This is a genomic window from Brevundimonas sp. ZS04, from assembly GCF_001956865.1.
GTDB lineage: Bacteria > Pseudomonadota > Alphaproteobacteria > Caulobacterales > Caulobacteraceae > Brevundimonas > Brevundimonas diminuta.
In genome coordinates, this window is the sequence record NZ_MTHE01000010.1 from 30,535 (window position 1) to 51,856 (window position 21,322).

Here is a 21,322-nt window from a genome sequence, read left to right on the forward strand (position 1 = left end):
TTGACGCAAGCGCGTCATTTCCCTTAGGAAAAACTCTGGCAGAACGATGAGGCGCGATCCGCAGCCTTTCGGACGCCGTCCCAAAATCTTTCGGAGATGATCGACACGCCCGTGCCCGCCAGCTTCCTCCTGCTCGTCATCCTGCTCCTGCCCTTCATCGGGGCCATGATCGCCTCGGGTCTGCCGCGTCACGCACGGACCTCTGCGGCCATCCTGTCGTGGATCATCGCCCTGATCAGCGTCGGCTGTCTGGCGGTGCTCTGGCCCAGGTTCCAGGACGGGGAGGTGCTGAAGCTGACCCTGGCCTGGTTGCCGTCGCTGGGGGTCAATCTGACCATTCGCCTGGACGGCCTGTCCTGGCTGTTCAGCGCCCTGATCCTGGGGATCGGCGCGCTCGTGGTCCTGTATGCGCGCTACTACATGTCGCCGAAGGATCCGGTGCCGCGCTTCTTCTCCTTCCTGCTGGCCTTCATGGGCGCCATGCAGGGCGTGGTGCTGTCGGGCAATCTGATCCAGCTGGTCGTCTTCTGGGAGCTGACCAGCCTCTTCTCCTTCCTGCTGATCGGCTACTGGCATCAGAACGCCTCGGCGCGCGAGGGCGCGCGCATGGCTCTGACCATAACCGCGACCGGCGGGGTCGCCCTGCTGGTCGGCATGATCCTGATCGGGCGCATCGTCGGCAGCTATGAGCTGGACGCCGTCATCGGCGCGCGCGACGTCATCCTGGCCAGCCCGATGTACCCGGTCGCCCTGGGTCTGATCCTGATCGGCGCCCTGACCAAGAGCGCCCAGTTCCCGTTCCACATCTGGCTGCCGCGCGCCATGGCGGCGCCGACGCCGGTCAGCGCCTATCTGCACTCGGCCACCATGGTGAAGGCGGGCGTCTTCCTGCTGATGCGGTTCTGGCCCGTCTTCGGCGAGACCGAGATGTGGTATTTCGTGGTCGGCGGCCTGGGGCTGACGACCCTGCTGGTCGGCGCCTGGTGCGCCATCTTCCAGCACGACCTGAAGGGCCTGTTGGCCTATTCGACCATCAGCCACCTGGGCCTGATCTGTCTGCTGCTGGGCCTGGGATCGGACCTGGGCGCCATCGCCGCCATCTTCCACACCATCAACCACGCCACCTTCAAGGCCTCGCTGTTCATGGCGGCGGGCATCATCGACCACGAGGCTGGCTCGCGCGACATGCGCAAGCTCAGCGGCCTGATCCGCTTCATGCCGATCACCGCCACCCTGGCCATGGTCGCCGCCGCCGCCATGGCGGGCGTGCCCCTGCTGAACGGCTTCCTGTCCAAGGAGATGTTCCTGGCCGAGGCCCTAGCCAGCACTCAGACCTCGGCGCTGAACCAGGCCCTGCCGGTGCTGGCGACCCTGGCGAGCGCCTTCAGCGTCCTCTATTCGCTGCGCTTCATCCATACGACCTTCTTCGGCCCGCCGCCGACCGAGCTGGATCGCGTCCCGCACGAGCCGCCGGGCTGGATGCGGCGTCCGATCGAGGTGCTGGTGGCCCTGTGTCTGCTGGTCGGCGTCTTTCCCGCCGTCACCGTCGGTCCCTTCCTGCGCAGCGCCGCCGTGACCATGCTGGGCTTCGATCTGCCCTATTACAGCCTGGCCCTGTGGCACGGCTTTAACCTGCCGCTGCTGCTCAGCGTCATCGCCATGGCGGGCGGGATCGGCCTCTACGCCGTGTTCGGCAAGGCGCTGAACGCCAATCCGCGCGGCGGCCCCTGGGGCATGAAGCGGCTCAACGGCGGCTATCTGTTCGAGCGGTCTCAGGTCATTCTGATGGACCTGTCGCAGTGGATCGTGCGCTGGCTGGGCGCGCAGCGCCTGCAGCCGCAACTGCGCCTGATCCTGCTGACGGCCCTGCTGTCGGCGGTCGTTGCGGCGGCGGGCGGCTTCGTGCTCACCTGGCCCGAGTTCCGCGTTCCCCAGGCGCACAACCTGGCCTTCGCCGCCCTGTGGCTGGCAGGCGGGGCCTGCGCCCTGGCCGCCGCCTGGCAGGCCAAGTATCACCGCCTGGCCGCCGTCATCCTGATGGGCGGGGCCGGCCTGGCCAGCTGTCTGACGTTCGTCTGGCTGTCGGCGCCCGATCTGGCCCTGACCCAGCTGGTGGTCGAGGTGGTGACGACGGTGCTGCTGCTGCTGGGCCTGCGCTGGCTGCCCAAGCGGCTGGCCGAGATCCATGTGCCCGAGTCCGAGCAGCGCCGCGCGCGCTGGCGTCGTCGTCTGGACCGGGGGATCGCCGTCTGCGCCGGCGCCGGCGTGGCCCTGATCGCCTGGGCCGTCATGGTGCGCCCGCCGGTCGAGGGCGTGTCGCGATTCTTCGTCGAGAAAGCCTATGAGGAGGCGGGCGGCCGCAACGTCGTCAACGTCATCCTGGTCGACTTCCGCGCTTTCGACACCTTCGGCGAGATCACCGTCTTGGGCGTCGTCGGCCTGACGGTGCTGGCCCTGCTGCGTCGCTTCCGCCCGGCCAGCGACAGCCTGTCCCAGCCGATGCAGAAGCGGGTGCAGGACGCCTCGGATCGCGCCCGCGAAGGCCGCACGGAGGGCGACACCCTCAGCGACACCATGCTGATCCCCGGCGTGGTGATGCGCTGGCTGTTCCCCTTCATCATCTTGCTGGCCGTGCACCTGTTCTTGCGCGGGCATGACCTGCCCGGCGGCGGCTTTGCGGCGGGGGTGGCGCTGTCGATCGCCTTCATCCTGCAATACATGTCGTCCGGCGCCCGCTGGGTGGAGGAGCGGCTGGAGATCCGCCCGATCATCTGGATCGGCGTCGGCCTGCTGCTGGCCGCGCTCAGCGGGGCGGTGGGCTGGATCTTTGATCAGCCCTTCCTGACCACCTATTTCCAGTACGCCGATCTGCCGCTGCTGGGCCGGGTGCCGCTGGCTAGCGCCATCCTGTTCGACCTGGGCGTGGTTGTGCTGGTGGTCGGCGCCACAGTGCTGGTGCTGGTCGCCCTGGCCCACCAGTCGCTGCGCCGCGCGCGCATCGAGGAAGCTGAGGCCGAAGCGGAAGCCGAGGCCGAGCAGAAGGGAGGGGCGCAATGACCCAGATCGTCCTGGCCCTAGCCATCGGCGTCCTGACCGCCTCAGGCGTGTGGCTGATGCTGCGCCCGCGCACCTTCCAGGTCATCATCGGCCTGTCGCTGGTCTCCTATGCGGTCAACCTGTTCATCTTCTCCATGGGGCGGCTGCGTTCGGCCGCGCCGCCGATCACCAGCAAGGGCGCGGAAGACCCGGCCCTCTACGCCGATCCGACGCCCCAGGCCCTGGTGCTGACGGCCATCGTCATCAGCTTCGCCCTGACGGCCCTGTTCCTAGTGGTGCTGCTGGCCTCGCGCGGCGAGACCGGCAGCGACCATGTCGACGGCCAGGAGGCGCCCGAATGACCGACTGGCAGGAACATCTGATCATCGGGCCGATCGTCCTGCCCATGGTCATCGCCGCGGCCATGCTGCTGTTCGACGAGCGCCGCCGCCTGCTGAAGGGCGGCCTCAGCCTGTTCGCCATGGCGGCCATCCTGGCCATGGCCCTGGCCCTGCTGCACGAGAGCGCGACCGGGGCGACGGGCGGGGGCGACACCGCCCGCGTCTATCAACTGGGCGACTGGCCGGCCCCGTTCGGCGTCGTCCTGGTGGCGGACCGTCTATCGACCCTGATGGTGGCCCTGACCAGCGTCCTGGGCGCCTGCTCCATGATCTTCGCCCTGGCGCGCTGGGACCGAGCGGGGCCGCGTTTCCACGCCCTGTTCCTGTTGCTGGTCATGGGGGTCAACGGGGCCTTCCTGACGGGCGACCTGTTCAATCTCTTCGTCTTCTTCGAGATCATGCTGGCGGCCTCCTATGGTCTGGCGCTGCATGGGTCGGGCGAGGCGCGCATCCGGGCGGGCCTGGCCTATATCGCCGTCAACCTGACGGCCTCCATGCTGTTCCTGATCGGGGTCAGCCTGATCTACGGCGTGACCGGCACCCTCAACATGGCCGATCTGGCCGTGCGCATCCCCCAGATCGCCGAGGCGGACCGGGGCCTGTTCCACGTCGGGGCGGCCGTCCTGGGCGTGGCCTTCCTGACCAAATGCGCCATGTGGCCGCTGGGCTTCTGGCTGACCACCACCTATTCGGCGGCCAGCGCCCCGGCGGCGGCCGTCTTCGCCATCCTGTCCAAGGTCGGCGCCTATGTGATCATCCGCCTCAGCTTCCTGCTGTTCGCGCCGGAGAGCGGCGCCTCGGCCGGGTTCGGTCAGTTGTGGATTCTGCTGGGCGGGCTGGCGACCATCGGCTTCGGCACGGCCGGGATGATCGCCGCGCGCGACCTGTCGATCGCCGCCGCCTACGCCGTCATCGTCTCGTCGGGCACGGTGCTGGCGGCCGTCGGCATCGGCAACGCCGATGTCCTGGGCGGAGCGGTCTTCTACCTGGTCGGCTCGACCCTGGCCTGCGGCGCCCTGTTCATGCTGGCCGAGGTGCTGAACCGGGGCCAGGATCCCGGCGCGCGTTCGGGCCGCGCCGTGTTCGAGGATGAATATATCGATCCCTTTGACGACGAAGAGCGCAACGAGCCCGGTCTGGTCATCCCGGCGGCCGTGGCGGCCCTGGGCGGCGCCTTCCTGATCTCGACCCTGATGATCGCGGGCCTGCCGCCGCTGGCGGGCTTCATCGGCAAGCTGGCGATGATGGACGCCCTGTCGGGCGTCGGCGGCTGGGCGGGCTACACGGTGATCGCGGCCCTGTCCCTGGCGTCGCTGAGCGCCCTGATCGGGCTGACGCGCCTGGGCATGGCGGCCCTGTGGGCGCGGGACGACGACGCCGAGCCGGCGGTCGTGGTCGGCGCCGCAGAGGGCGTGGCCATCGCGGGCCTGCTGGCGGCCTGCATCTTTCTGGCGATCTTCGGCGAGGCGGGCTTCGCCTACGCCGACCACACGGCCGACTGGCTGGTGCGGCCCGACGCCTATGTCCGCGCAGTGCTGGGAGGCGGCTCATGATCCGGGCGGTCCTGCCGCACCCCATCCTGTCGCTGGCCCTGTTCGGGGCCTCGCTGTTGCTCAGCGGGTCGACCGCGCCGCCGTCCCTGGCGCTGGCCCTGCTGATGGCCCTGGCCGCGCCCCACATCATGCGCGCTCTGGAAGTCGAACCGGTTCGCGTCAGAAAGCCGCTGACCCTGCTGAGCTTCGCCGTGGTGGTGATGCGCGACATCATCCGGTCGAACTGGGAGGTCGCCCTGGTCGTGCTGGGGCTGAACGCCTCGCGCGACCGCCGCGTCTCGGGCTTTGTCCATATTCCGCTGGAGATGCGCGACCGCTACGGCCTGGCGGTGCTGGCGGTGATCATCACCAGCACGCCGGGCACCATCTGGGTCGAGTATGAGGACGCGACGGGCGTGCTCCTGCTGCACATCCTCGACCTGCGGGAGGGCGACGACTGGGAGGACCGCATCAAGAACCGTTATGAGCGCCGCCTGATGGAGATCTTCGAATGAGCGGCGCCGTCTTCTACTGGGCGCTGGTTCTGGCGCAGCTGTTCCTGGCCGGGGCGGCCCTGATCGGCGTCTGGCGCATCGCCAAGGGGCCGCGCGCCCAGGACCGCATCCTGGGCTTGGACACCCTTTATCAAGCGGGGATGCTGCTGATCGTCGCCTTCGGGGTGCGGACGGGCAGCCATCTGTATTTCTATGCGGCGGTGATCATCGGCATGCTGGGCTTCACCTCTTCGGTCGCCCTGGCCAAATTCCTGATGCGCGGCGAGGTGATCGAATGAGCGGCTTTCCCGCAAACGTCCCGGCCTGGGCGGCGCTGCTGGCGGCGGGGCTGGTGCTGGCCGGTTCCGGCCTGACCTTCATCGGCGCATTAGGCCTGGTGCGGCTCAAGACCTTCTACGAGCGGGTTCACGCCCCGACGCTGGGGGCGACGCTGGGCATGTTCCTGATCCTGGGCGGATCGGTGGTCTATTTCACCGCGGCCGAGGGGCGGTTCATGCCGGTCGAGCTGCTGGTGGCGGTCTTCTTCACGGTGACGACGCCGGTGACGCTGATCATCCTGGCGCGCGCGGCCCTGTTCCGCGACCGGACCGATCGTTCCGGCGAAGGGGTGCGGGTGCCGCTGGAGGGCGAATGCGCCGGCGTGGTCCGCACGCCGCCGGACCTGACGGCTATTGATCCTCGTCGAAGCGACGCGCCACAAGGTCGGTAAGGGCGGCGACGGCCTCGGCGGCGTCCGGCCCCTCGGCCTTGACCTCGACGCCGCAGCCGATCCCGGCGCCCAGCATCAGCAGACCCATGATCGAGCGGGCGTCCACGGTCACGCCGTCGCGCGTCACCTGGATCTCGGATTCGAACTCGGAGGCCAGTTTGACGAACTTGGCCGAGGCGCGGGCGTGCAGGCCGCGCTGGTTGCAGATGTTCAGCACCGCCTGGGCGGAAGGGGCGATGTCGCTCATTTCTCGCCCGCCAGCACCCACGACGCCACCGAGATGTATTTGCGGCCCGCATCCTGAGCGTGGGCCACGCAGGCCTCCAGCGTCTCGCGGCCGCGCACGCTGGCCAGCTTGATCAGCATGGGCAGATTCAGCCCGGCGATGACCTCGGCGCCGGTCTGCTCCATCACCGAGATGGCCAGGTTGGACGGCGTGCCGCCGAACATGTCGGTCAGCAGGATGACGCCCTCGCCTTCATCGACGGCGGCGGCGGCGTCGACGATGTCGCGGCGGCGCCGCTCCATGTCGTCTTCAGGGCCGATGCAGATGGCGGCGACGCCGCGCTGCGGCCCCACCACGTGCTCCATCGCCGACAGGAATTCGGAGGCCAGGCCCCCGTGGGTGACGATCACCAGCCCGATCATATAGGCTTCACCAAAGACATCCCCTGCTCGCCTCGACGAGCGACAAGCCTCGTTTCATAGGGCAATCGCGGCGCGGATCAAAGGGCGCCGTCGTCGCGCCCTAACTGACGCTTTGCGACGAGCTCCGCCGCCGCCACGACGACCAGGGGCGCCGAGGCGGGGCGAGGGTCCAGAACCAGGCGCGGAATCGCGATTCCGTCGATCACGTCCTGGCCCGCTTCGGGCATCCGCTCGACCGGTTCATGGGTTAGATGCAGCGACAGAGCGATCCGCGTCAGGGGCAGGAAAGGCCGGCTGACGACGCCCAGGCCGCGCACCTCCATCCGTCCGGCGATGGTCGCGGGCGCGGCGGCGTAGAGGGCGCCCTTGCAGGCGAAAACCTCGACCCAGTCATCGCCGACCAGCCGCCAGCCGTTCTGCATCAGCCGCAGGGCCAGGTCGCTCTTGCCCGCGCCGGATCGTCCCTGAATCAGCACGCCGCGCCAGGCGCCTTTGAGGCGGGTGGCGACGACGGTGGCGTGCAGGGGCTGGCGCGACGGGGTCATGAGCGTCGGATCACGGGCGCTTGCCCGTCGCCGGCAACCGCACCTCGAAGCGGGCGCCGACCACGGCGCCGTCGGGACCGGTGCGGTTCTCGGCGTGGACATGCCCGCCGTGGGCGTCGATGATTTGGCGCACGATGGCCAGGCCCAGGCCCGAGTTGGCGCCGAAGGCCGTGCCCTTGGGCCGCGAGGTGTAGAAGCGCTCGAACACCGTCTCCAGGTTGTCGGCCGGGATGCCGGGGCCGTCGTCCTCGACGCGGACGCGCAGGGGCAGGTCGGGCTGGCTGTCGTCGCGTTCCAGGCTCACCCGCACTTCGCCGTCGGGCGGGCTGAAGGAGCGGGCGTTGTCGATCAGGTTGCGGAACACCTGCCCCAGAGGAATGTCGCGGCCGATGACGCGGGCGCTGTCGGCGGTCGAGACGAAGCGCACCGGGGGCTCGCCCGGCTTCTGTCCGGCCTCATAGACGCCGATGATGTCGCCCAGCAGCTCCTTCAGATCGATGGCGCGCGGGCGGTCGCGCGACAGTTCGGCGTCCAGGCGCGAGGCGTTGGAGATGTCGGTGATCAGGCGATCCAGCCGCCGCACGTCCTGCTGCAGCAGATTGGTCAGGCGGGCCCGCTGCTCATCGGTCTTGACCAGGGGCAGGGTCTCCAGCGCTGAACGGATCGAGGTCAGGGGGTTCTTGATCTCGTGGCTGACGTCGGCGGCGAACCGCTCGATGGCGTCCATGCGCGTCGACAGGGTGTCGGTCATGGATTCAAGCGCGCGGGCCAGGTCGCCGATCTCGTCGCGACGATCCTCGAGGTCGGGCAGGGAGATGGCGCGGGCGCGCTGCAGGCGCACCTGATCCGCCGCCGCCGACAGCCGCATCACCGGCCGCGCCACGAACAGGTGCAGCACCAGCGACGCCAGCAGGTTCACCGCCAACGCCACCAGGGCGAAGGGCATCAGGGCGCGGCGTTGCGCGTCCAGGGTGGCGTTGACGTCGCCGGCTTCCAGGGTCAGCACGCCCAGCACTTGCTGCACATGGCGCACGGGCAGGGAGACGGAGACGACGCGCTCGCCCTCTTCGTTTCGGCGGATGGCGGCCTGAGGCGTGCCCTGCAGGGCGCGCTCGACCTCGGCCGACAGTTCCGCATCGGCGCGGGCCAGGCGCGCGGTCTCGCGCGGCGACGGCTCGGACGGCGCCAGGGCCGTGCCTGCCGGGTTGGCCGGGGGTAGAGGGGCGCCGGGAATGGTGTCGCTGACCCGGAAGGAGTCCGACACTTCGATGCCGTCCATGTCGAACAGTCGGGCGCGCTGGCCCGCCGGGATGAAGTTGTCGCGCAGCCACAAGGCGGCCGCGCGATCGTCCAGCATGGGATAGGGGTCGCCCTGGGTGATGCCCAGTTCGCCCAGGACGTTGGCGAGCAGTTCGGCCTGGACGCCGAGCGATTCTTGGCGCGCCTCGATCAGACCGCGCCGCCACTCGTTGAGCAGCAGGGCGCCGCCGAACAGAATCAGCAGGCTGAGAAGATTGAGGGCCAGAATGAAGCCGCCCAGGCGCGAGCCGCCGAAGCGGAATCGGCGCCGCGCCGGGGCGTCTTCAGGTTCAGCTCTCGCGGTAGCGGTATCCGACGCCATACAGGGTCTCGATAGCGTCGAACTCAGGGTCGACCATGCGGAACTTCTTTCGCATCCGTTTCACATGGCTGTCGATGGTGCGGTCGTCGACATAGACCTGATCGTCATAGGCGGCGTCCATCAGATTGTCGCGGCTCTTCACGAAGCCGGGGCGCTGGGCCAGGGCCTGCAGCAGCAGGAACTCGGTGACGGTCAGCTTCACCGGCTTGCCGTCCCAGGTCGATTCGTGGCGCGCCGGGTCCATCGACAGCTTGCCGCGCTTGATCGCCTTGCCGGCTTCGACGGCGGCGGGATCGACGGGGTCCAGACCTTCCACGCCTGCGCGGCGCAGCAGGGCCTTCACCCGCTCGATCAGCAGGCGCTGGCTGAAGGGTTTGTGGATATAGTCGTCGGCGCCGAGGTTGAAGCCGAGGATCTCGTCGATCTCCTCGTCCTTGGACGTCAGCATGATGACCGGAATGCTGGAGGTCTGGCGCAGACGGCGCAGCACTTCCATGCCGTCCATGCGGGGCATCTTGACGTCCAGGATGGCCAGGTCCGGCGGGGTGGTCTCCAGCGCTTCCAGGCCCAAGGCGCCGTCGTGATAGGCGGTCACCGTATGGCCGTGGCTTTCCAGCGCCAGTGAGACGGAGGCCACGATGTTCTCGTCGTCGTCGACCAGGGTGATGTTAGCCAAGGGCTTCTCCTTAGTGCGGGCGGGGCGATCGCGTGATCGGCCGCCGTATCCGGTAACGCACGGCAAGCGTAACCGTTCTATGCATTCGCGGTGACTTTACGGCCACCGCAAAATGGTTTGCGCGACTCTGCCTTTCAACCCGTGTGAGGAAAAGACGAAACCTCGCCTTAAAGCCTGGAAAGTCAGAATGGCCGTCTCGCTGTCCACGAAGGCGCCATGGCTGGTCCCGTTCACTACGAAATCTACATCCGCCGCACGCCGCCGGACGACTGGTCGCTGTCGCAGGCGATGGAGGACCGCCGCCGCGCCATGGAGACGGCCGAGGATCTGATGCGCGACCGTCAGGCCGTGGCCGTGCGCGTCACCAAGGAGACGATGGACCCCGAGACCATGGAGTTCGCCAGCGTCGTCGTCCTGACGCGAGGGGCGCCGGAACTGAAGCGCAAGCGCCCGGCGCCGGTCGAACCGCGCGGCCCCGCCTGTCGCGGCGTGCAGGATCTCTACGCCCCCCATGCGCGCGAGACCATCGGCCGCATCCTGGAAGACTGGCTGGGTCGCCAGGGCGCGACGGCCTTCGAGCTGCTGCACCGGCCGGATCTGGCCGAACGGCTGGAAGCGTCGGGCGTGGAGCTGCAGCACGCCATCCAGAAGGTCGCCGTGCCTGAGGCCCAGGCCGTTCCCGGCCAATCGGTGCACGAACTGATGCGCCACTATCAGCGCCTGGCCGAACAGGCGATCGAGCGGCTGTTGAAGGCGGGCCGCAGCCGGACGTTCGTCGATCTGGAGACGCGATCCGTCGCTGATCTGGCGCGCAGCCTGACCGGCGCCGCGGACCGGGCCTTTCTCATGGGCGGGGCGGTGGCCGGATCGCTGCGCGGCCTGACGGGAGCGCGGGCGCGGCTGGAGCGGCTGATGGACATCTGCGATCGGGCGCCGATCGAGGGGCCGCCGCGCGCCCTGGTGTTCGTCGCGGTCGAGCAGATCCTGTGCGAGCTTCTGGGATCGCGCGCGGGCCTGGCGCAGATTCTCGGCCCCGGTCTGGATCAGGGCTCCAGCCTGGCGGCGGCCGTGCGCATGGTCGCCCCGCGCGAGGTGGGCGCCATCCTCGCCCATGATCCACGCCTGACCCTGCTGGTGCCGCCGGTGGAAGGCCCGCCCGCACGTCTGGGCGAGCGGTTGGCGGCCGGCGAGTTCCCCCTGCTGGCGGCGGCCCTGGCGCGGATGGTGCTGCGCGAACTGATGAGCCAGCGCCGCCTGCGGCCCGGCGACGCCGTAGGCGAGATCGACATTCTGCGCGCCCTGGCCACCGCCCTGACGGCCACGGCGGGACGGCTGCTGACGCTGGAGGAGGTGCAGACCGCCTTCATCGAGCGCTCGCGCAGCCTGGTCGCCGCCGACTTCGTCGCCGCCTATGTCGCCGACTGCACGTCCGTTCTGGCCGAGGCCGAGCGCCTGACCCGCCTGTGCGAGAATGTCACCGGCGGCGCCAACAAGCGGGCGGCGGCGCGCTGGCTGGACGCCTGCGTCGCCTCCCTGCGCTTCGAGACCGAGTTGCGCGGCCGCCTGACGACCGAAGCCGCGCCGCCGGGGCAGCGTCTGCTGTCGCTGGTCGCGCTGCAGCGGTCGGTGCGCAACTCGGGTCTGCCCGAGCGCGAGACCCAGGCTGTCGTCGACGCTCTGGGCCTGGTCGGCGGCGCGGTCGAGGCCGATGCGCGGCTGACGACGCAGATCGCCCGCGCGCCGGCGCCGATCCCTCAGAAGCTGGCGGCCCTGCTGCGGCTGGCGGCGGCGGAGACCGGCCCGACCGGCCCGGTCGCGGAGCGCGCGCGGGCCGAGGCCTTGCGTCTGCTGCGCGCGCCGGACACCCGCGCCGCCCTGGGGGCGGAGCCGCAGGCGGTGCTGACCCTGCGGCCCTTGATGCAGGCGGTCGGCCTGGCGGCCTGACCGCTCTTCGGCGTCAGTCGAAGATGTCGAAGATGTCCAGCCGCTTCTTCTTTTTGCGGTAGTGGTAGTCGTCGTCGCGGCGACGATCGTGCTCATAGCGGTCGTCGCGAGGACGCGGCGGCTCGCGATAGGTCGGCTGGCTTCCCCAGGGTTGCTGAGGCTGCGGCTGGGCCGGTTGCGGCGGCGGGGCGTAGGCAGGGGCGGCGGCGCGCCCTTCATCGCCGGCGGCGGCCATCAGCTTCTCCAGCTCGCCGCGATCCAGCCAGACGCCGCGGCAGGTCGGGCACATGTCGAACTGGACGCCGTGGCGGTCCAGCGTCTGCATGGGCGCATTGTCGTTCGGGCACATCAGCAGGGGCATGACATCCTCTTTCGTCGTTGAATGCGGTCCGACATCACGCCGCCGAAGCGCCGCCAGAGGGGCCCGTCCCGCTAGAGCAGAAGAGGTAGGGATCGCCCGCCTGCGCGACAACGCGCCGCGTCGCCGCAGGTTCTGTTTTCACGCCGTCAGCAGTGCTGGCCCGCCGCCCAGCCCGACGACCAGGCCCACTGGAAGTTGTAGCCGCCCAGCCAGCCGGTGACGTCCGCGACCTCGCCGATGAAGAACAAGCCGGGCACAGCCTTGGCCTCCATCGTCTGCTGGTCTAGGGCGGCGGTGTCGACCCCGCCCAGGGTGACCTCGGCGGTGCGATAGCCTTCGGATCCGACGGGCTTGACCGTCCAGGCGTTGATCCTTTCGGCCAGGGCGCGCAGCTTCTTGTCGCCAACCTCGGCCAGCTTGCCCGACAGGTTTTCGCGCGCGCACAGGGCCTCGGCCAGACGGCGCGGCACGACGTGGCCGACGGCCGTGTGGACCGCTTGCTTGCCGTTCTCGGTCTTGGCGGCCAGAATTTCAGCGGCCGCGTCGCGATCGGGGGCCAGATCGACGGTAATCGCCTCGCTCTCGCGCCAGTAGGAGCTGATCTGCAGGATCGAGGGCCCCGACAGGCCGCGATGGGTGAACAGCAGGCCTTCGCGGAAGACGGTTTCCTTGGCCGGACGGCCCGCGCCTGCATCCTTGGGCGCCTTGTGCCGCACCACGGCGTCGACCGACACGCCCGCCAGAGGCTTCAACTGTTCCAGCAATCCCGGCTCGAAGGTCAGAGGAACGAGCGCGGGCCGGGTGTCGGTGACGCGCAGGCCGAAGCGCCGCGCGACCTCATAGCCCCAGCCGGTGGCCCCCATCTTGGGAATGGACTTGCCGCCGGTCGCGACGACCAGAGAGGCGGCCGTCACGCGCGATCCGTCGTCCAGATCGACCTGAAACCGCTCGCCCGCGCGCACCACCGCCTTGACGCCGACGCCCAGCGACAGGCTGACGCCCGCCGCCTTCATCTCGTCGGTCAGCATGCGGATGATCTGCTTGGCGCTGTCGTCGCAGAACAGCTGGCCGAGCGTTTTCTCGTGCCAGGCGACGCCATGGCGATCCACCATCTTGATGAAGTCGTGCTGGGTGAAGCGGCGCAGGGCCGACAGGGCGAAGCGCGGATTCTCTCCCAGGAAATTGGCGCCGCCGGTCCCCAGATTGGTGAAGTTGCAACGCCCGCCGCCCGAGATGCGGATCTTTTCGCCGGGGGCGCGGGCGTGGTCGATCACGCGCACGCGGCGGCCGCGCTTGCCCGCCTCGATGGCGCACATCATGCCGGCCGCGCCGGCGCCGACGATCAGGACGTCGATGTCTGAAGACTTCATCGCCCCGCCCTAGCAGGCGGCGGGGCTTGAAGCGATGGCCTACAGGCCCAGCATGGCCCGATAGGTCGGATGCACCTGATCGGCGTATTCCGGGTGCTTCTTCAGATAGCCGGAGAAGAAGGGGCAGGTCGGCAGGATCAGCAGCTCTTTCGCCTTCAGATCGGCCAGAACGTGCTTGGCCATGCGGCTGGCTATGCCGCGTCCTTCCAGCGGGACAGGCACGATGGTCTCGGTGATCAGCCGCCCGCCCGCGACGGGGTTGTAAATGACCACGGCGGTCTCGCCGTCGACCTCCAGCTCGTAACGCTTGGCCTCTTCATTGTCGCGGATTTCGGGGTCCAGGCTCATGTCTCGTCCCTATTCAAAGATAAGCGGATTTAGTGCGCGTCGTCCCAGTTGCCGGCGGCCTTGGCTTCGACGTCCAGCGGCACGCTCAGGGCCACAGCGGGCAGGGCGGCGCCTTCCATGATGCGGCGGATGACGGCGACGGCGCGCTCGGCCTCGGCTTCGGGGGCCTCGAACACCAGTTCGTCGTGGACCTGCAGCAGCATGCGGGTCTGAAGCCCGGCCTCGGCCAGGGCGCCCGGCATGCGGATCATGGCGCGGCGGATGATGTCGGCGGCGGCGCCCTGGATCGGGGCGTTGATGGCCGCGCGCTCGCCGAACTGGCGCTCGGCGCCGGACTTGGAGTGGATGGCCGGGATGTGGATGCGCCGCCCGAAGACGGTGGTGACGAAGCCTTGCTCCTTCACCAGCGCCTTGGTCCTGTCCATGTAGTCGCGGATGCCGGGGAAGCGCTCGAAATAGGTCTTGATGTAGGCCCCGGCCTCGCCCTGATCGATGCCCAGCTGGGCGGCCAGGCCGAAGGCGCTGATGCCGTAGATGATGCCGAAGTTGATGGCCTTGGCCCGGCGGCGCGTCTCGCTGGGCATGCCTTCGACCGGGACGCCGAACATCTCGGATGCGGTCGCCGCGTGAATGTCGAGGCCGCTCTTGAAGGCGCGCTTCAGCTCGGGAATGTCGCCGATGTGGGCCAGCAGGCGCAGCTCGATCTGGCTGTAGTCTGCGCTGATCAGCACATGGCCCGGCGAGGCGATGAAGGCCTGGCGGATCTGGCGGCCAGTCTCGGTGCGGATCGGGATGTTCTGCAGGTTGGGGTCGGACGAGGCCAGGCGGCCGGTGGTCGCCGCCGCCAGTTGATAGGAGGTGTGGACCCGGTTCGTCTGCGGGTCCATCGCCGCCACCAGGGCGTCGGTATAGGTGCCCTTCAGCTTGGACAGCTGGCGCCAGTCCAGAATGGTGCGGGGCAGGGGATGGCTCTGGGCCAGATCCTCCAGCACGCTGGCGTCGGTGCCCCATTGGCCGCTGGCGGTCTTCTTGCCGCCGGGCAGGTTCATTTCGCCGAACAGGATCTCGCCGATCTGGCGGGGGCTGCCGACGTTGAACGGGCGGCCGGCCAGCTTGTGCGCCTCTTCCTCCAGCTCGGCCATGCGCTGGCCGAAGGTCGAGGACAGCGAGCGCAGCCGGTCCGGGTCGACCCGCACCCCGGCCCGCTCCATGTCGGCCAGGACGGCGGGCATGCCGCGCTCCAGCGTCTCATAGACATTCGACAGGCCCTCGGCCGCCAGGCGCGGCTTCAGCAGGCGATGCAGGCGCAGGGTCACGTCCGCGTCCTCGGCGGCGTAGCAGACGGCCGATTTCAGCTCGACGTGTTTGAAGCTCTTCTGGCTCTTGCCGGTCCCGGCCACGCTCTTGAACGGGATCGGCTCGTGGCCGAGGTGCAGCCGCGCCAGCTCGTCCATGCCGTGGCCGTGCAGACCGCCTTCGAGGACGTAGGAGATCAGCATCACATCGTCGATCGGGGCGACGCGGATGTCGCGTCGGGCCATGACGGCGAGGTCGTATTTGATGTTCTGGCCGACCTTCAGCACCGACGGGTCTTCCAGCAGGTCTTTCAGTCGAGCCAGGGCCGTCGGCTTGTCGATCTGTTGCAGGGGCGGGCGCGCGTCGCCGCCGTCGCCGAAGTCAAGCCCGCCGTCGCCGGTCGGCTCATGCTCATGCGTCAGGGGGATGTAGCAGGCCTCGTTCGGCCCGACCGCCAGCGACACGCCGCACAGCCCGGCGTGGGTCGAGGACAGGGCGTCGGTCTCGGTGTCGAAGCCGACCACGCCTGCCGCCCTGGCCCGCGCGATCCAGCGGTCGAGGTCTTCCAGCGTCTGCACGCATTCATAGCGATCCCGATCGATCGCATGGGTCTCTGTCGGCGCGGCGACCTCGGTCTGGCCGTAGCGCGGGGTGGCGACGGGCGCGCTCGGCTGGCGGGTGAAGGCCGAGCCTTCCTTCTGCGGCGCCTTGCCGTCGCCGACGCGGCGGGCCAGCGATTTGAACTCCATCGTCTCCAGGAAGGCCGACAGGGTTTCAGGGTCCGGATCGCGGATCAGGAAGTCGTCGATCGGTTCAGGGATCGGCGCGTCGCAGGTCAGCTTCACCAGTTCGCGCGACAGGCGGATCTGGTCGGCGAAGTTGATCAGGGTCTCGCGGCGTTTGGGCTGTTTGATCTCGCTGGCGCGCGCCAGAAGCGTGTCGAGGTCGCCGTATTCGTGGATCAGCTGGGCCGCCGTCTTGGGGCCGATGCCGGGGGCGCCGGGGACGTTGTCGACGCTGTCGCCGATCAGGGCCTGAACCTCGACCACCTTGTCCGGCGTGACGCCGAACTTCTCGAACACGGCCTCTTCTTCCAGGCGACGGTCCTTCATCGGGTCGTACATGACCACGCCGTCGCCGATCAGCTGCATCAGATCCTTGTCGGAGCTGACGATCACCGCCTCGCCGCCCGCGTCGCGCGCCTGACAGGCATAGGTGGCGATCAGGTCGTCGGCCTCATAGCCCGCCATCTCGACGCAGTGGACGCCGAAGGCCTTGGTCGCCTCGCGCACCAGGGGAAACTGCGGCACGAGGTCTTCGGGCGCGGGAGGGCGGTGGGCCTTGTACTGGTCATAGAGATCGTTGCGGAAGGTCTTCTCCGAATGGTCGAAGACGGCGACCAGGTGCGTCGGCCCGTCCTCGCCCTTCATGTCCTTCAGTAGCTTCCACAGCATGTTGCAGTAGCCCTGCACGGCCCCTACAGGCAGGCCGTCCGACTTGCGGGTCAGCGGCGGCAGGGCGTGATAGGCGCGGAAGATGTAGGCCGAGGCGTCGATCATCCACAGCCGCAGAGGCGGCCCGTCTTGCGTGAGGGGGCGGGCGGGGATTTCGGCGGGCGCGTCGGTCATGGCGCGAACATAGGGGGCGGCGACGCCCCCGTCATCCGGCCATGTGACGGATTAGGGCTGCCAGCCGCCCGGCGTTTCGGGGATGACGTGTTCGCCCTCGTCCGAGACCTCGCCGCGAGTCTTCTTCACCTCGGCCCAGGCGGCGCGCAGCAGCTCGGTCACGCCCTCGCCCGAGACGCCGGACACCAGATAGGGCCGACGACCGGCGACCGCCTCCAGCTCCGCCGCCTTCTCCTCGCGGGCCTCGGGCGTCAGGGCGTCGATCTTGTTCAGCGCCAGAATCTCGACCTTGTCGGCCAGGCCCTCGCCATAGGCCTCCAGCTCGCCGCGGATGATGCGATAGGCCTCGACCACGTCGTCCTGCGTGCCGTCGATCAGGTGGATCAGGCTGGCCGATCGCTCGACGTGGCCCAGGAAGCGGGTGCCCAGCCCTGCGCCCTCGCTGGCGCCTTCGATCAGGCCGGGGATGTCGGCGATGACGAAGCGTTCCGACGGGCTCAGGTCCACCATGCCCAGGTTCGGCGTCAGGGTGGTGAAGGGATAGTCCGCCACCTTGGGCCGCGCCGCCGAGACGGCGGACAGGAAGGTCGACTTGCCCGCATTGGGCAGGCCCGCCAGGCCGATGTCGGCGATCAGCTTCAGCCGCAGCCAGATCCAGCGCTCCTGGCCTTCCTGGCCGGGGTTGGCGTGGCGCGGCGCCTGGTTGACCGGCCCCTTGAAGCGGGTGTTGCCCCAGCCGCCGTTGCCGCCGGACAGCAGCTTCACCTTCATGCCCGGCTCGTCCAGATCGACGAGCACCGTCTCCTTGTCCTCGTCCAGCACCTGGGTGCCGACGGGCACGCGCAGGACCACGTCCTCGCCCTTGGCTCCGTGCATCTGGCGGCCCTGGCCGTGGTTGCCGGTCGCGGCCTTGAAATGCTGCTGATAGCGGAAGTCGATCAGGGTGTTCAGCCCGTCGGCAGACTCGACCCAGACGTCGCCGCCCTTGCCGCCGTCGCCGCCGTCGGGACCGCCGTTGGGAATGAATTTTTCGCGACGGAACGAGACAGAGCCCGCGCCGCCGTTGCCGGAGCGAATATAGATCTTGGCCTGATCGAGGAACTTCATGGGCGCCTTATGGCCGAAGAGAGCGGCGAATTACAGGCCAGACCCGTTCGACGTCAGCGAACTTCGAAGGCGACCGAGAATTCGTGAAGTCCGTCGAGGCCGTTTGCAGCCCGCGCGGATCGCGTTGCGCGCAGCGCCGCCATGCCGAAGCCGTAACCGACCGGGTTCTCGGCGATGATGCGGCAGGCGGTCGGCGAGCCGCTCGTGAAGTCGCAGCGCAAGGTGGCGGCGCCGCTGACCTTGTCCTGCAGAGCCTTGGGCGGAGTTTCGGCGCGCGGCGGCGCCGACCAGCGCACGGACGCCGTCGCGGGCGCCCCGGCCGGGGGCGGTGTCTCTTGGAATGCGACGATGGACATCATGACAAGAAGCAGCATGGCTAAGCTCCTGAACAGTTAGAATCGCATTCCTGGGGCGCCGTCTGAACGACGGCAAGCCCGTTGGCCTATCTTCATCCGTGCGCCCAGACGCCGAAGGGGTCGCGCCAGTCCATGCCCAGCGCCTGGGCCACGGCCGGATGGGTGATCTCGCCCTTCAGCACGTTCAGCCCCTTGGCCAGGTGCGGGTCGGCGCGCAGGGCCTCCAGCCCCCGGTCGGCCAGGGCCAGGCCGAAGGGCAGGGTGGCGTTGTTCAGGGCTTCCGAACTGGTGCGGGGCACGGCGCCGGGCATGTTGCCGACGCAGTAGTGGATCACGTCGTCGACCACATAGGTCGGCTGGTCGTGGGTGGTCGGGCGCGAGGTCTCGAAACAGCCGCCCTGGTCGATGGCGACGTCGATCAGGACGCTGCCCTTCTTCATCGACGCCAGCTGGTCGCGCCGCACCAGGGTCGGCGCCTCCGCCCCCGGCGTCAGGACGGCGCCGATCACCACATCGGCCTTGGGCAGTTCATCTTCGATGGCGTGCAGAGAGGAATAGCGGGTGATGACCCGGCCGCCGGTCACTTCGTCGATCTGGCGCATCCGGGGAATGGAGCGTTCCAGCACCACCACCTCGGCGCCCAGACCCATGGCCATGCGCGCGGCGTTCAGTCCCACGACCCCGCCGCCCAGCACCAGCACGCGCGCCGGCGCGACGCCCGGCACGCCGCAGAACAGCAGTCCCATGCCGCCCTTGTGCTTGAGCAGGGTCTCGGCCGCCGAGAAGACGGCGATGCGCCCCGCCACCTCGGACATGGGCGCCAGTAGCGGCAGGCCGCCGTTCTTGTCGGTCACCGTCTCATAGGCCACGGCCGCGCAGCCGGAGGCCAGCAGGGCCTTGGTCTGTTCGGGATCGGGCGCCAGATGCAGATAGGTGAAGAGGATGTGGCCGTCGTTCAGCAGGGAGAACTCGGTCGGCTGCAGCTCCTTGACCTTCACGATCATGTCGCTGCCGGCGAAGACGGTGCGGGCGTCCGGCGCGATGCGGGCGCCCGCCTTGACGTAGTCGGCGTCGGAGAAGCCCGCGCCGAGACCTGCGCTCGTCTCCATGACGACGGCGTGGCCGTGGGCGACGTATTCGCGTACGGCGGCGGGCGTCAGGCCGACGCGATGTTCGTTGGTCTTGATTTCTCGGGGGCAGCCGACGCGCATCTTCTTTTCAAAGTCCTGGCCCCTTCATGGGGCGCGGCGACGCTAAATGAGCCGCCAAGGTCGCGCCAGTGAAAAATAAAACCCCGCCGAGCGATGCTCTCGGCGGGGTCCAGGCGCAGCCTCCTGATCGGAAGGGGATCAGTTCTTGGCGTCGCGGGCGGCGCCTTCGACGGCCTGGCCGGCGGCCTGGGTGTCCTTGCCGACGCCTTGGATGGTGTTGCAGGCGGCGGTGGTCAGGGCCGCGGCGGCGACGGCCAGGATGATGATTTTGCGCATGGAATGCTCCTGAGACATGGGACGGTCGGGACGGAAGCCCTCAGGTTTTCTGAACGCCACGCTCAAGGTCGGGTTCCACTGACCCGGAAGGCGGCGACCTCGCGCACATGGGCCGATCCGTGGGCTTCGGGCGTGACGAAAGTCAGGCGGGCGATCGAGCCCCCGTCGGGCGCCGGGACGATCTCAGCCTCGCCGCGCAGCTGTTTGGCGAAGGCGATCATCAGGGTGCGGCCCACCCCCGCCCCGGCGGCGTCGGCGACGCCGGGGCCGTCGTCCTGCACCTCCAGCACGCTGGTGTCGCCCTGGACCCGGAAGCGGACCTGAAGGTCGCCGCCGCGCTCGGCGAAGGCGTGCTTCTGGGCGTTGGAGACGGCCTCCACCACCCACAGGGCCAGGGGCGCCAGCTTGTCGGGGTCGATGACCAGGGGATCGGCTTGGATCGTCGTGGTCACCAGAGGGCCGCGCATCGCTTCTCCGGCGATCAGCTGGCCGACCAGTTCGCGCAGGAAGGTCTCGGAGTCGGCCTCGCGGACGTGCTCGCTCTGGTAGAGAATGCGGTAGATCAGGGCCAGGGCGGCGATCCTCTGGCGGGTGTCGCCCAGGGCCGCGCGGGCGCTGGGGTCTGTCACCGCCCGCTGCTGCATCGACAGCAGGGACGAGATGATCTGCAGGTTGTTCTTCACCCGGTGATGGATTTCGCGCATCAGCGCGTCCTTCTCGTCCAGGGCCTCCAGCAGGGCCTTGTCGCGTCGGGTGATGTTGTCGCCCAGGGCGCCGAGGGTGCGGGCCAGGACGCGGATTTCGGCCGGGGCGTGCTCGGCCTGGACGGGGCGGACCGAAAAGCGGCCGCGCGCATAGATGGCGGCCACCCGCTCCAGATAGATCAGCCAGCGCACGACGATCCGTTCCGACAACAGCATGACGGCGGCGAAGGTCGCCAGCCAGGCCGCCAGCGGCAGCAGCAGGGTGCCGAAGGGGTTCAATCGCGCCCAGGACAGCAGGCCCGGCGCGGGCGCCGACAGCAGGACGAAGACGTCGCGCCCCGACAGCGGCGCCCCCGCATAGACGTGGCGGCGGCCGCGCGCGTCCTTCGCCTCGAACAGGGTGGTGTCGCCGCGTTGGGCCTCAGCGGCCCAGGCGACGATGGCCTGGGGATCGTTGAGCTGGAAGGATTCGGCGTCGGTCGTGGTCAGCACTCGTCCGGACGCGTCGATCACCGCCGCCTGGGCCCCCAGGGGCAGGGCGGGATCGCGAATGTCCGGCTGCAGCGCAGCCAGCGGCAGAATGGCGGTCATGGCGCCTTGGAAGGCGCCCATGGGCCGTTCGGAGCGGACCGCGACCAACAGGGCGTTCGGCTTCCCGGCGGTCCACTCCATGACGACGTTCTCGCCGCGCCTCAGCCGCTGATACCAGGACCGCTCGCGCACCTCGGCGCCGGAGGGCGGCGGATTGGAGCGGGAGGCGCAGACCGGCTCGCCCGTGGCGCTGAAACGGGCCAGGGCGGCGATGCTGTCCATCCGTTCGACCAGGGTCGTCAGCCGCGGTTCGCAATAGAAGCCGACGCCTTCGGGGGCCAGGGCCTGCAACAGCACCACGGCGCTGTCGATGTTGTTCTTGGCGTGGGCGGCGCTGCGGTCGGCGGCCAGTTGCAGATCGATGCGCTGTTCGGCGGCCTGGCGGCGGAAGCCCGCCTCGGTCTGGATCATGGCCAGCAGCAGGATCGGCAGCAGGGCGATGGCCAT

21 protein-coding genes are annotated in these 21,322 nt (G+C 69.1%); 7 read left to right on the forward strand and 14 right to left on the reverse strand.

Features of this window, described 5'->3' with window-relative positions; translation table 11 throughout:
* The first annotated feature begins 96 nt into the window (after positions 1–96).
* The 6 genes from BJP32_RS12725 to mnhG are packed head-to-tail and all read left to right on the forward strand — an operon-like array spanning position 97 to position 6,193.
* Entirely contained in the window at positions 97–3,057 is a 2,961-nt protein-coding gene (locus tag BJP32_RS12725; RefSeq protein ID WP_046654391.1) for a monovalent cation/H+ antiporter subunit A, read from the forward strand.
* Complete coding sequence (locus BJP32_RS12730) at positions 3,054–3,398, forward strand: Na+/H+ antiporter subunit C (protein WP_046654392.1); 345 nt, start codon at positions 3,054–3,056, stop codon at positions 3,396–3,398. The genes BJP32_RS12725 and BJP32_RS12730 overlap by 4 nt, the downstream gene beginning before the upstream one ends.
* On the forward strand, positions 3,395–4,990 hold the full coding sequence (locus tag BJP32_RS12735) for a monovalent cation/H+ antiporter subunit D (RefSeq protein WP_046654394.1): 1,596 nt from the start codon (positions 3,395–3,397) through the stop codon (positions 4,988–4,990). The genes BJP32_RS12730 and BJP32_RS12735 overlap by 4 nt, the downstream gene beginning before the upstream one ends.
* On the forward strand, positions 4,987–5,484 hold the full coding sequence (locus BJP32_RS12740) for a Na+/H+ antiporter subunit E (RefSeq protein WP_046654395.1): 498 nt from the start codon (positions 4,987–4,989) through the stop codon (positions 5,482–5,484). The genes BJP32_RS12735 and BJP32_RS12740 overlap by 4 nt, the downstream gene beginning before the upstream one ends.
* Positions 5,481–5,762, forward strand: a complete 282-nt coding sequence (locus BJP32_RS12745; RefSeq protein WP_003164215.1) for a K+/H+ antiporter subunit F — start codon at positions 5,481–5,483, stop codon at positions 5,760–5,762. The genes BJP32_RS12740 and BJP32_RS12745 overlap by 4 nt, the downstream gene beginning before the upstream one ends.
* Positions 5,759–6,193, forward strand: coding sequence for a monovalent cation/H(+) antiporter subunit G (gene mnhG / locus BJP32_RS12750; protein WP_046654396.1), 435 nt, complete (start codon positions 5,759–5,761; stop codon positions 6,191–6,193). The genes BJP32_RS12745 and mnhG overlap by 4 nt, the downstream gene beginning before the upstream one ends.
* Here the strand turns inward: mnhG and BJP32_RS12755 are convergent.
* The 5 genes from BJP32_RS12755 to BJP32_RS12775 all read right to left on the reverse strand — a co-directional run bounded on the left by BJP32_RS12755 (position 6,153) and on the right by BJP32_RS12775 (position 9,683).
* Positions 6,153–6,440 (reverse strand): HPr family phosphocarrier protein, encoded by a 288-nt coding sequence (locus tag BJP32_RS12755; RefSeq protein WP_046654398.1) that lies wholly within the window; start codon positions 6,438–6,440, stop codon positions 6,153–6,155. The two genes, mnhG and BJP32_RS12755, sit on opposite strands and share 41 nt — an antisense overlap.
* Positions 6,437–6,841 (reverse strand): PTS sugar transporter subunit IIA, encoded by a 405-nt coding sequence (locus tag BJP32_RS12760; protein WP_003164212.1) that lies wholly within the window; start codon positions 6,839–6,841, stop codon positions 6,437–6,439. Before BJP32_RS12760 ends, BJP32_RS12755 begins: the two co-directional genes overlap by 4 nt.
* Positions 6,842–6,918: 77 nt before the next feature.
* Positions 6,919–7,386, reverse strand: coding sequence for an HPr kinase/phosphorylase (locus tag BJP32_RS12765; RefSeq protein WP_046654399.1), 468 nt, complete (start codon positions 7,384–7,386; stop codon positions 6,919–6,921).
* 10 nt (positions 7,387–7,396) lie between these two features.
* A complete protein-coding gene (locus BJP32_RS12770; RefSeq protein ID WP_046654401.1) occupies positions 7,397–9,007 on the reverse strand; it encodes an ATP-binding protein in 1,611 nt (536 codons plus the stop codon).
* Entirely contained in the window at positions 8,976–9,683 is a 708-nt protein-coding gene (locus BJP32_RS12775; protein WP_076224392.1) for a response regulator transcription factor, read from the reverse strand. Before BJP32_RS12775 ends, BJP32_RS12770 begins: the two co-directional genes overlap by 32 nt.
* 216 nt (positions 9,684–9,899) lie before the next feature.
* Between BJP32_RS12775 and BJP32_RS12780 the strand changes: the two genes are divergently transcribed.
* Positions 9,900–11,627, forward strand: coding sequence for a hypothetical protein (locus BJP32_RS12780; protein WP_046654402.1), 1,728 nt, complete (start codon positions 9,900–9,902; stop codon positions 11,625–11,627).
* Positions 11,628–11,640: 13 nt separating this feature from the next.
* On the opposite strand, the gene BJP32_RS12785 is transcribed toward BJP32_RS12780, so the two are convergent.
* From BJP32_RS12785 to BJP32_RS12825, 9 genes are all read right to left on the reverse strand, one after another.
* The gene (locus BJP32_RS12785) at positions 11,641–11,988 is read right to left on the reverse strand and encodes a zf-TFIIB domain-containing protein (RefSeq protein WP_046654403.1); all 348 of its coding nucleotides are present in this window, start codon (positions 11,986–11,988) and stop codon (positions 11,641–11,643) included.
* 146 nt (positions 11,989–12,134) lie between these two features.
* On the reverse strand, positions 12,135–13,358 hold the full coding sequence (locus BJP32_RS12790; RefSeq protein WP_076224394.1) for an NAD(P)/FAD-dependent oxidoreductase: 1,224 nt from the start codon (positions 13,356–13,358) through the stop codon (positions 12,135–12,137).
* A gap of 39 nt (positions 13,359–13,397) precedes the next feature.
* Positions 13,398–13,706, reverse strand: coding sequence for a GNAT family N-acetyltransferase (locus tag BJP32_RS12795; RefSeq protein WP_003164207.1), 309 nt, complete (start codon positions 13,704–13,706; stop codon positions 13,398–13,400).
* A gap of 29 nt (positions 13,707–13,735) precedes the next feature.
* Positions 13,736–16,630: a DNA polymerase I gene (gene polA / locus BJP32_RS12800; protein ID WP_046654405.1), complete on the reverse strand. Its 2,895-nt coding sequence runs from the start codon at positions 16,628–16,630 to the stop codon at positions 13,736–13,738.
* Positions 16,631–16,681: 51 nt separating this feature from the next.
* Positions 16,682–17,737 carry a GTPase ObgE gene (gene obgE, locus BJP32_RS12805; RefSeq protein WP_003164204.1) on the reverse strand — a complete coding sequence of 352 codons (1,056 nt, stop codon included), beginning with the start codon at positions 17,735–17,737 and terminating at the stop codon, positions 16,682–16,684.
* Positions 17,738–17,790: 53 nt separating this feature from the next.
* Positions 17,791–18,111 carry a hypothetical protein gene (locus BJP32_RS12810; protein WP_003164202.1) on the reverse strand — a complete coding sequence of 107 codons (321 nt, stop codon included), beginning with the start codon at positions 18,109–18,111 and terminating at the stop codon, positions 17,791–17,793.
* Between the two features lie 74 nt (positions 18,112–18,185).
* Complete coding sequence (ald, locus tag BJP32_RS12815) at positions 18,186–19,304, reverse strand: alanine dehydrogenase (RefSeq protein WP_076224396.1); 1,119 nt, start codon at positions 19,302–19,304, stop codon at positions 18,186–18,188.
* Between the two features lie 138 nt (positions 19,305–19,442).
* Entirely contained in the window at positions 19,443–19,580 is a 138-nt protein-coding gene (locus BJP32_RS12820) for an entericidin A/B family lipoprotein (RefSeq protein ID WP_025976938.1), read from the reverse strand.
* Between the two features lie 62 nt (positions 19,581–19,642).
* Positions 19,643–21,322 carry a sensor histidine kinase gene (locus tag BJP32_RS12825; RefSeq protein ID WP_233126840.1) on the reverse strand — a complete coding sequence of 560 codons (1,680 nt, stop codon included), beginning with the start codon at positions 21,320–21,322 and terminating at the stop codon, positions 19,643–19,645.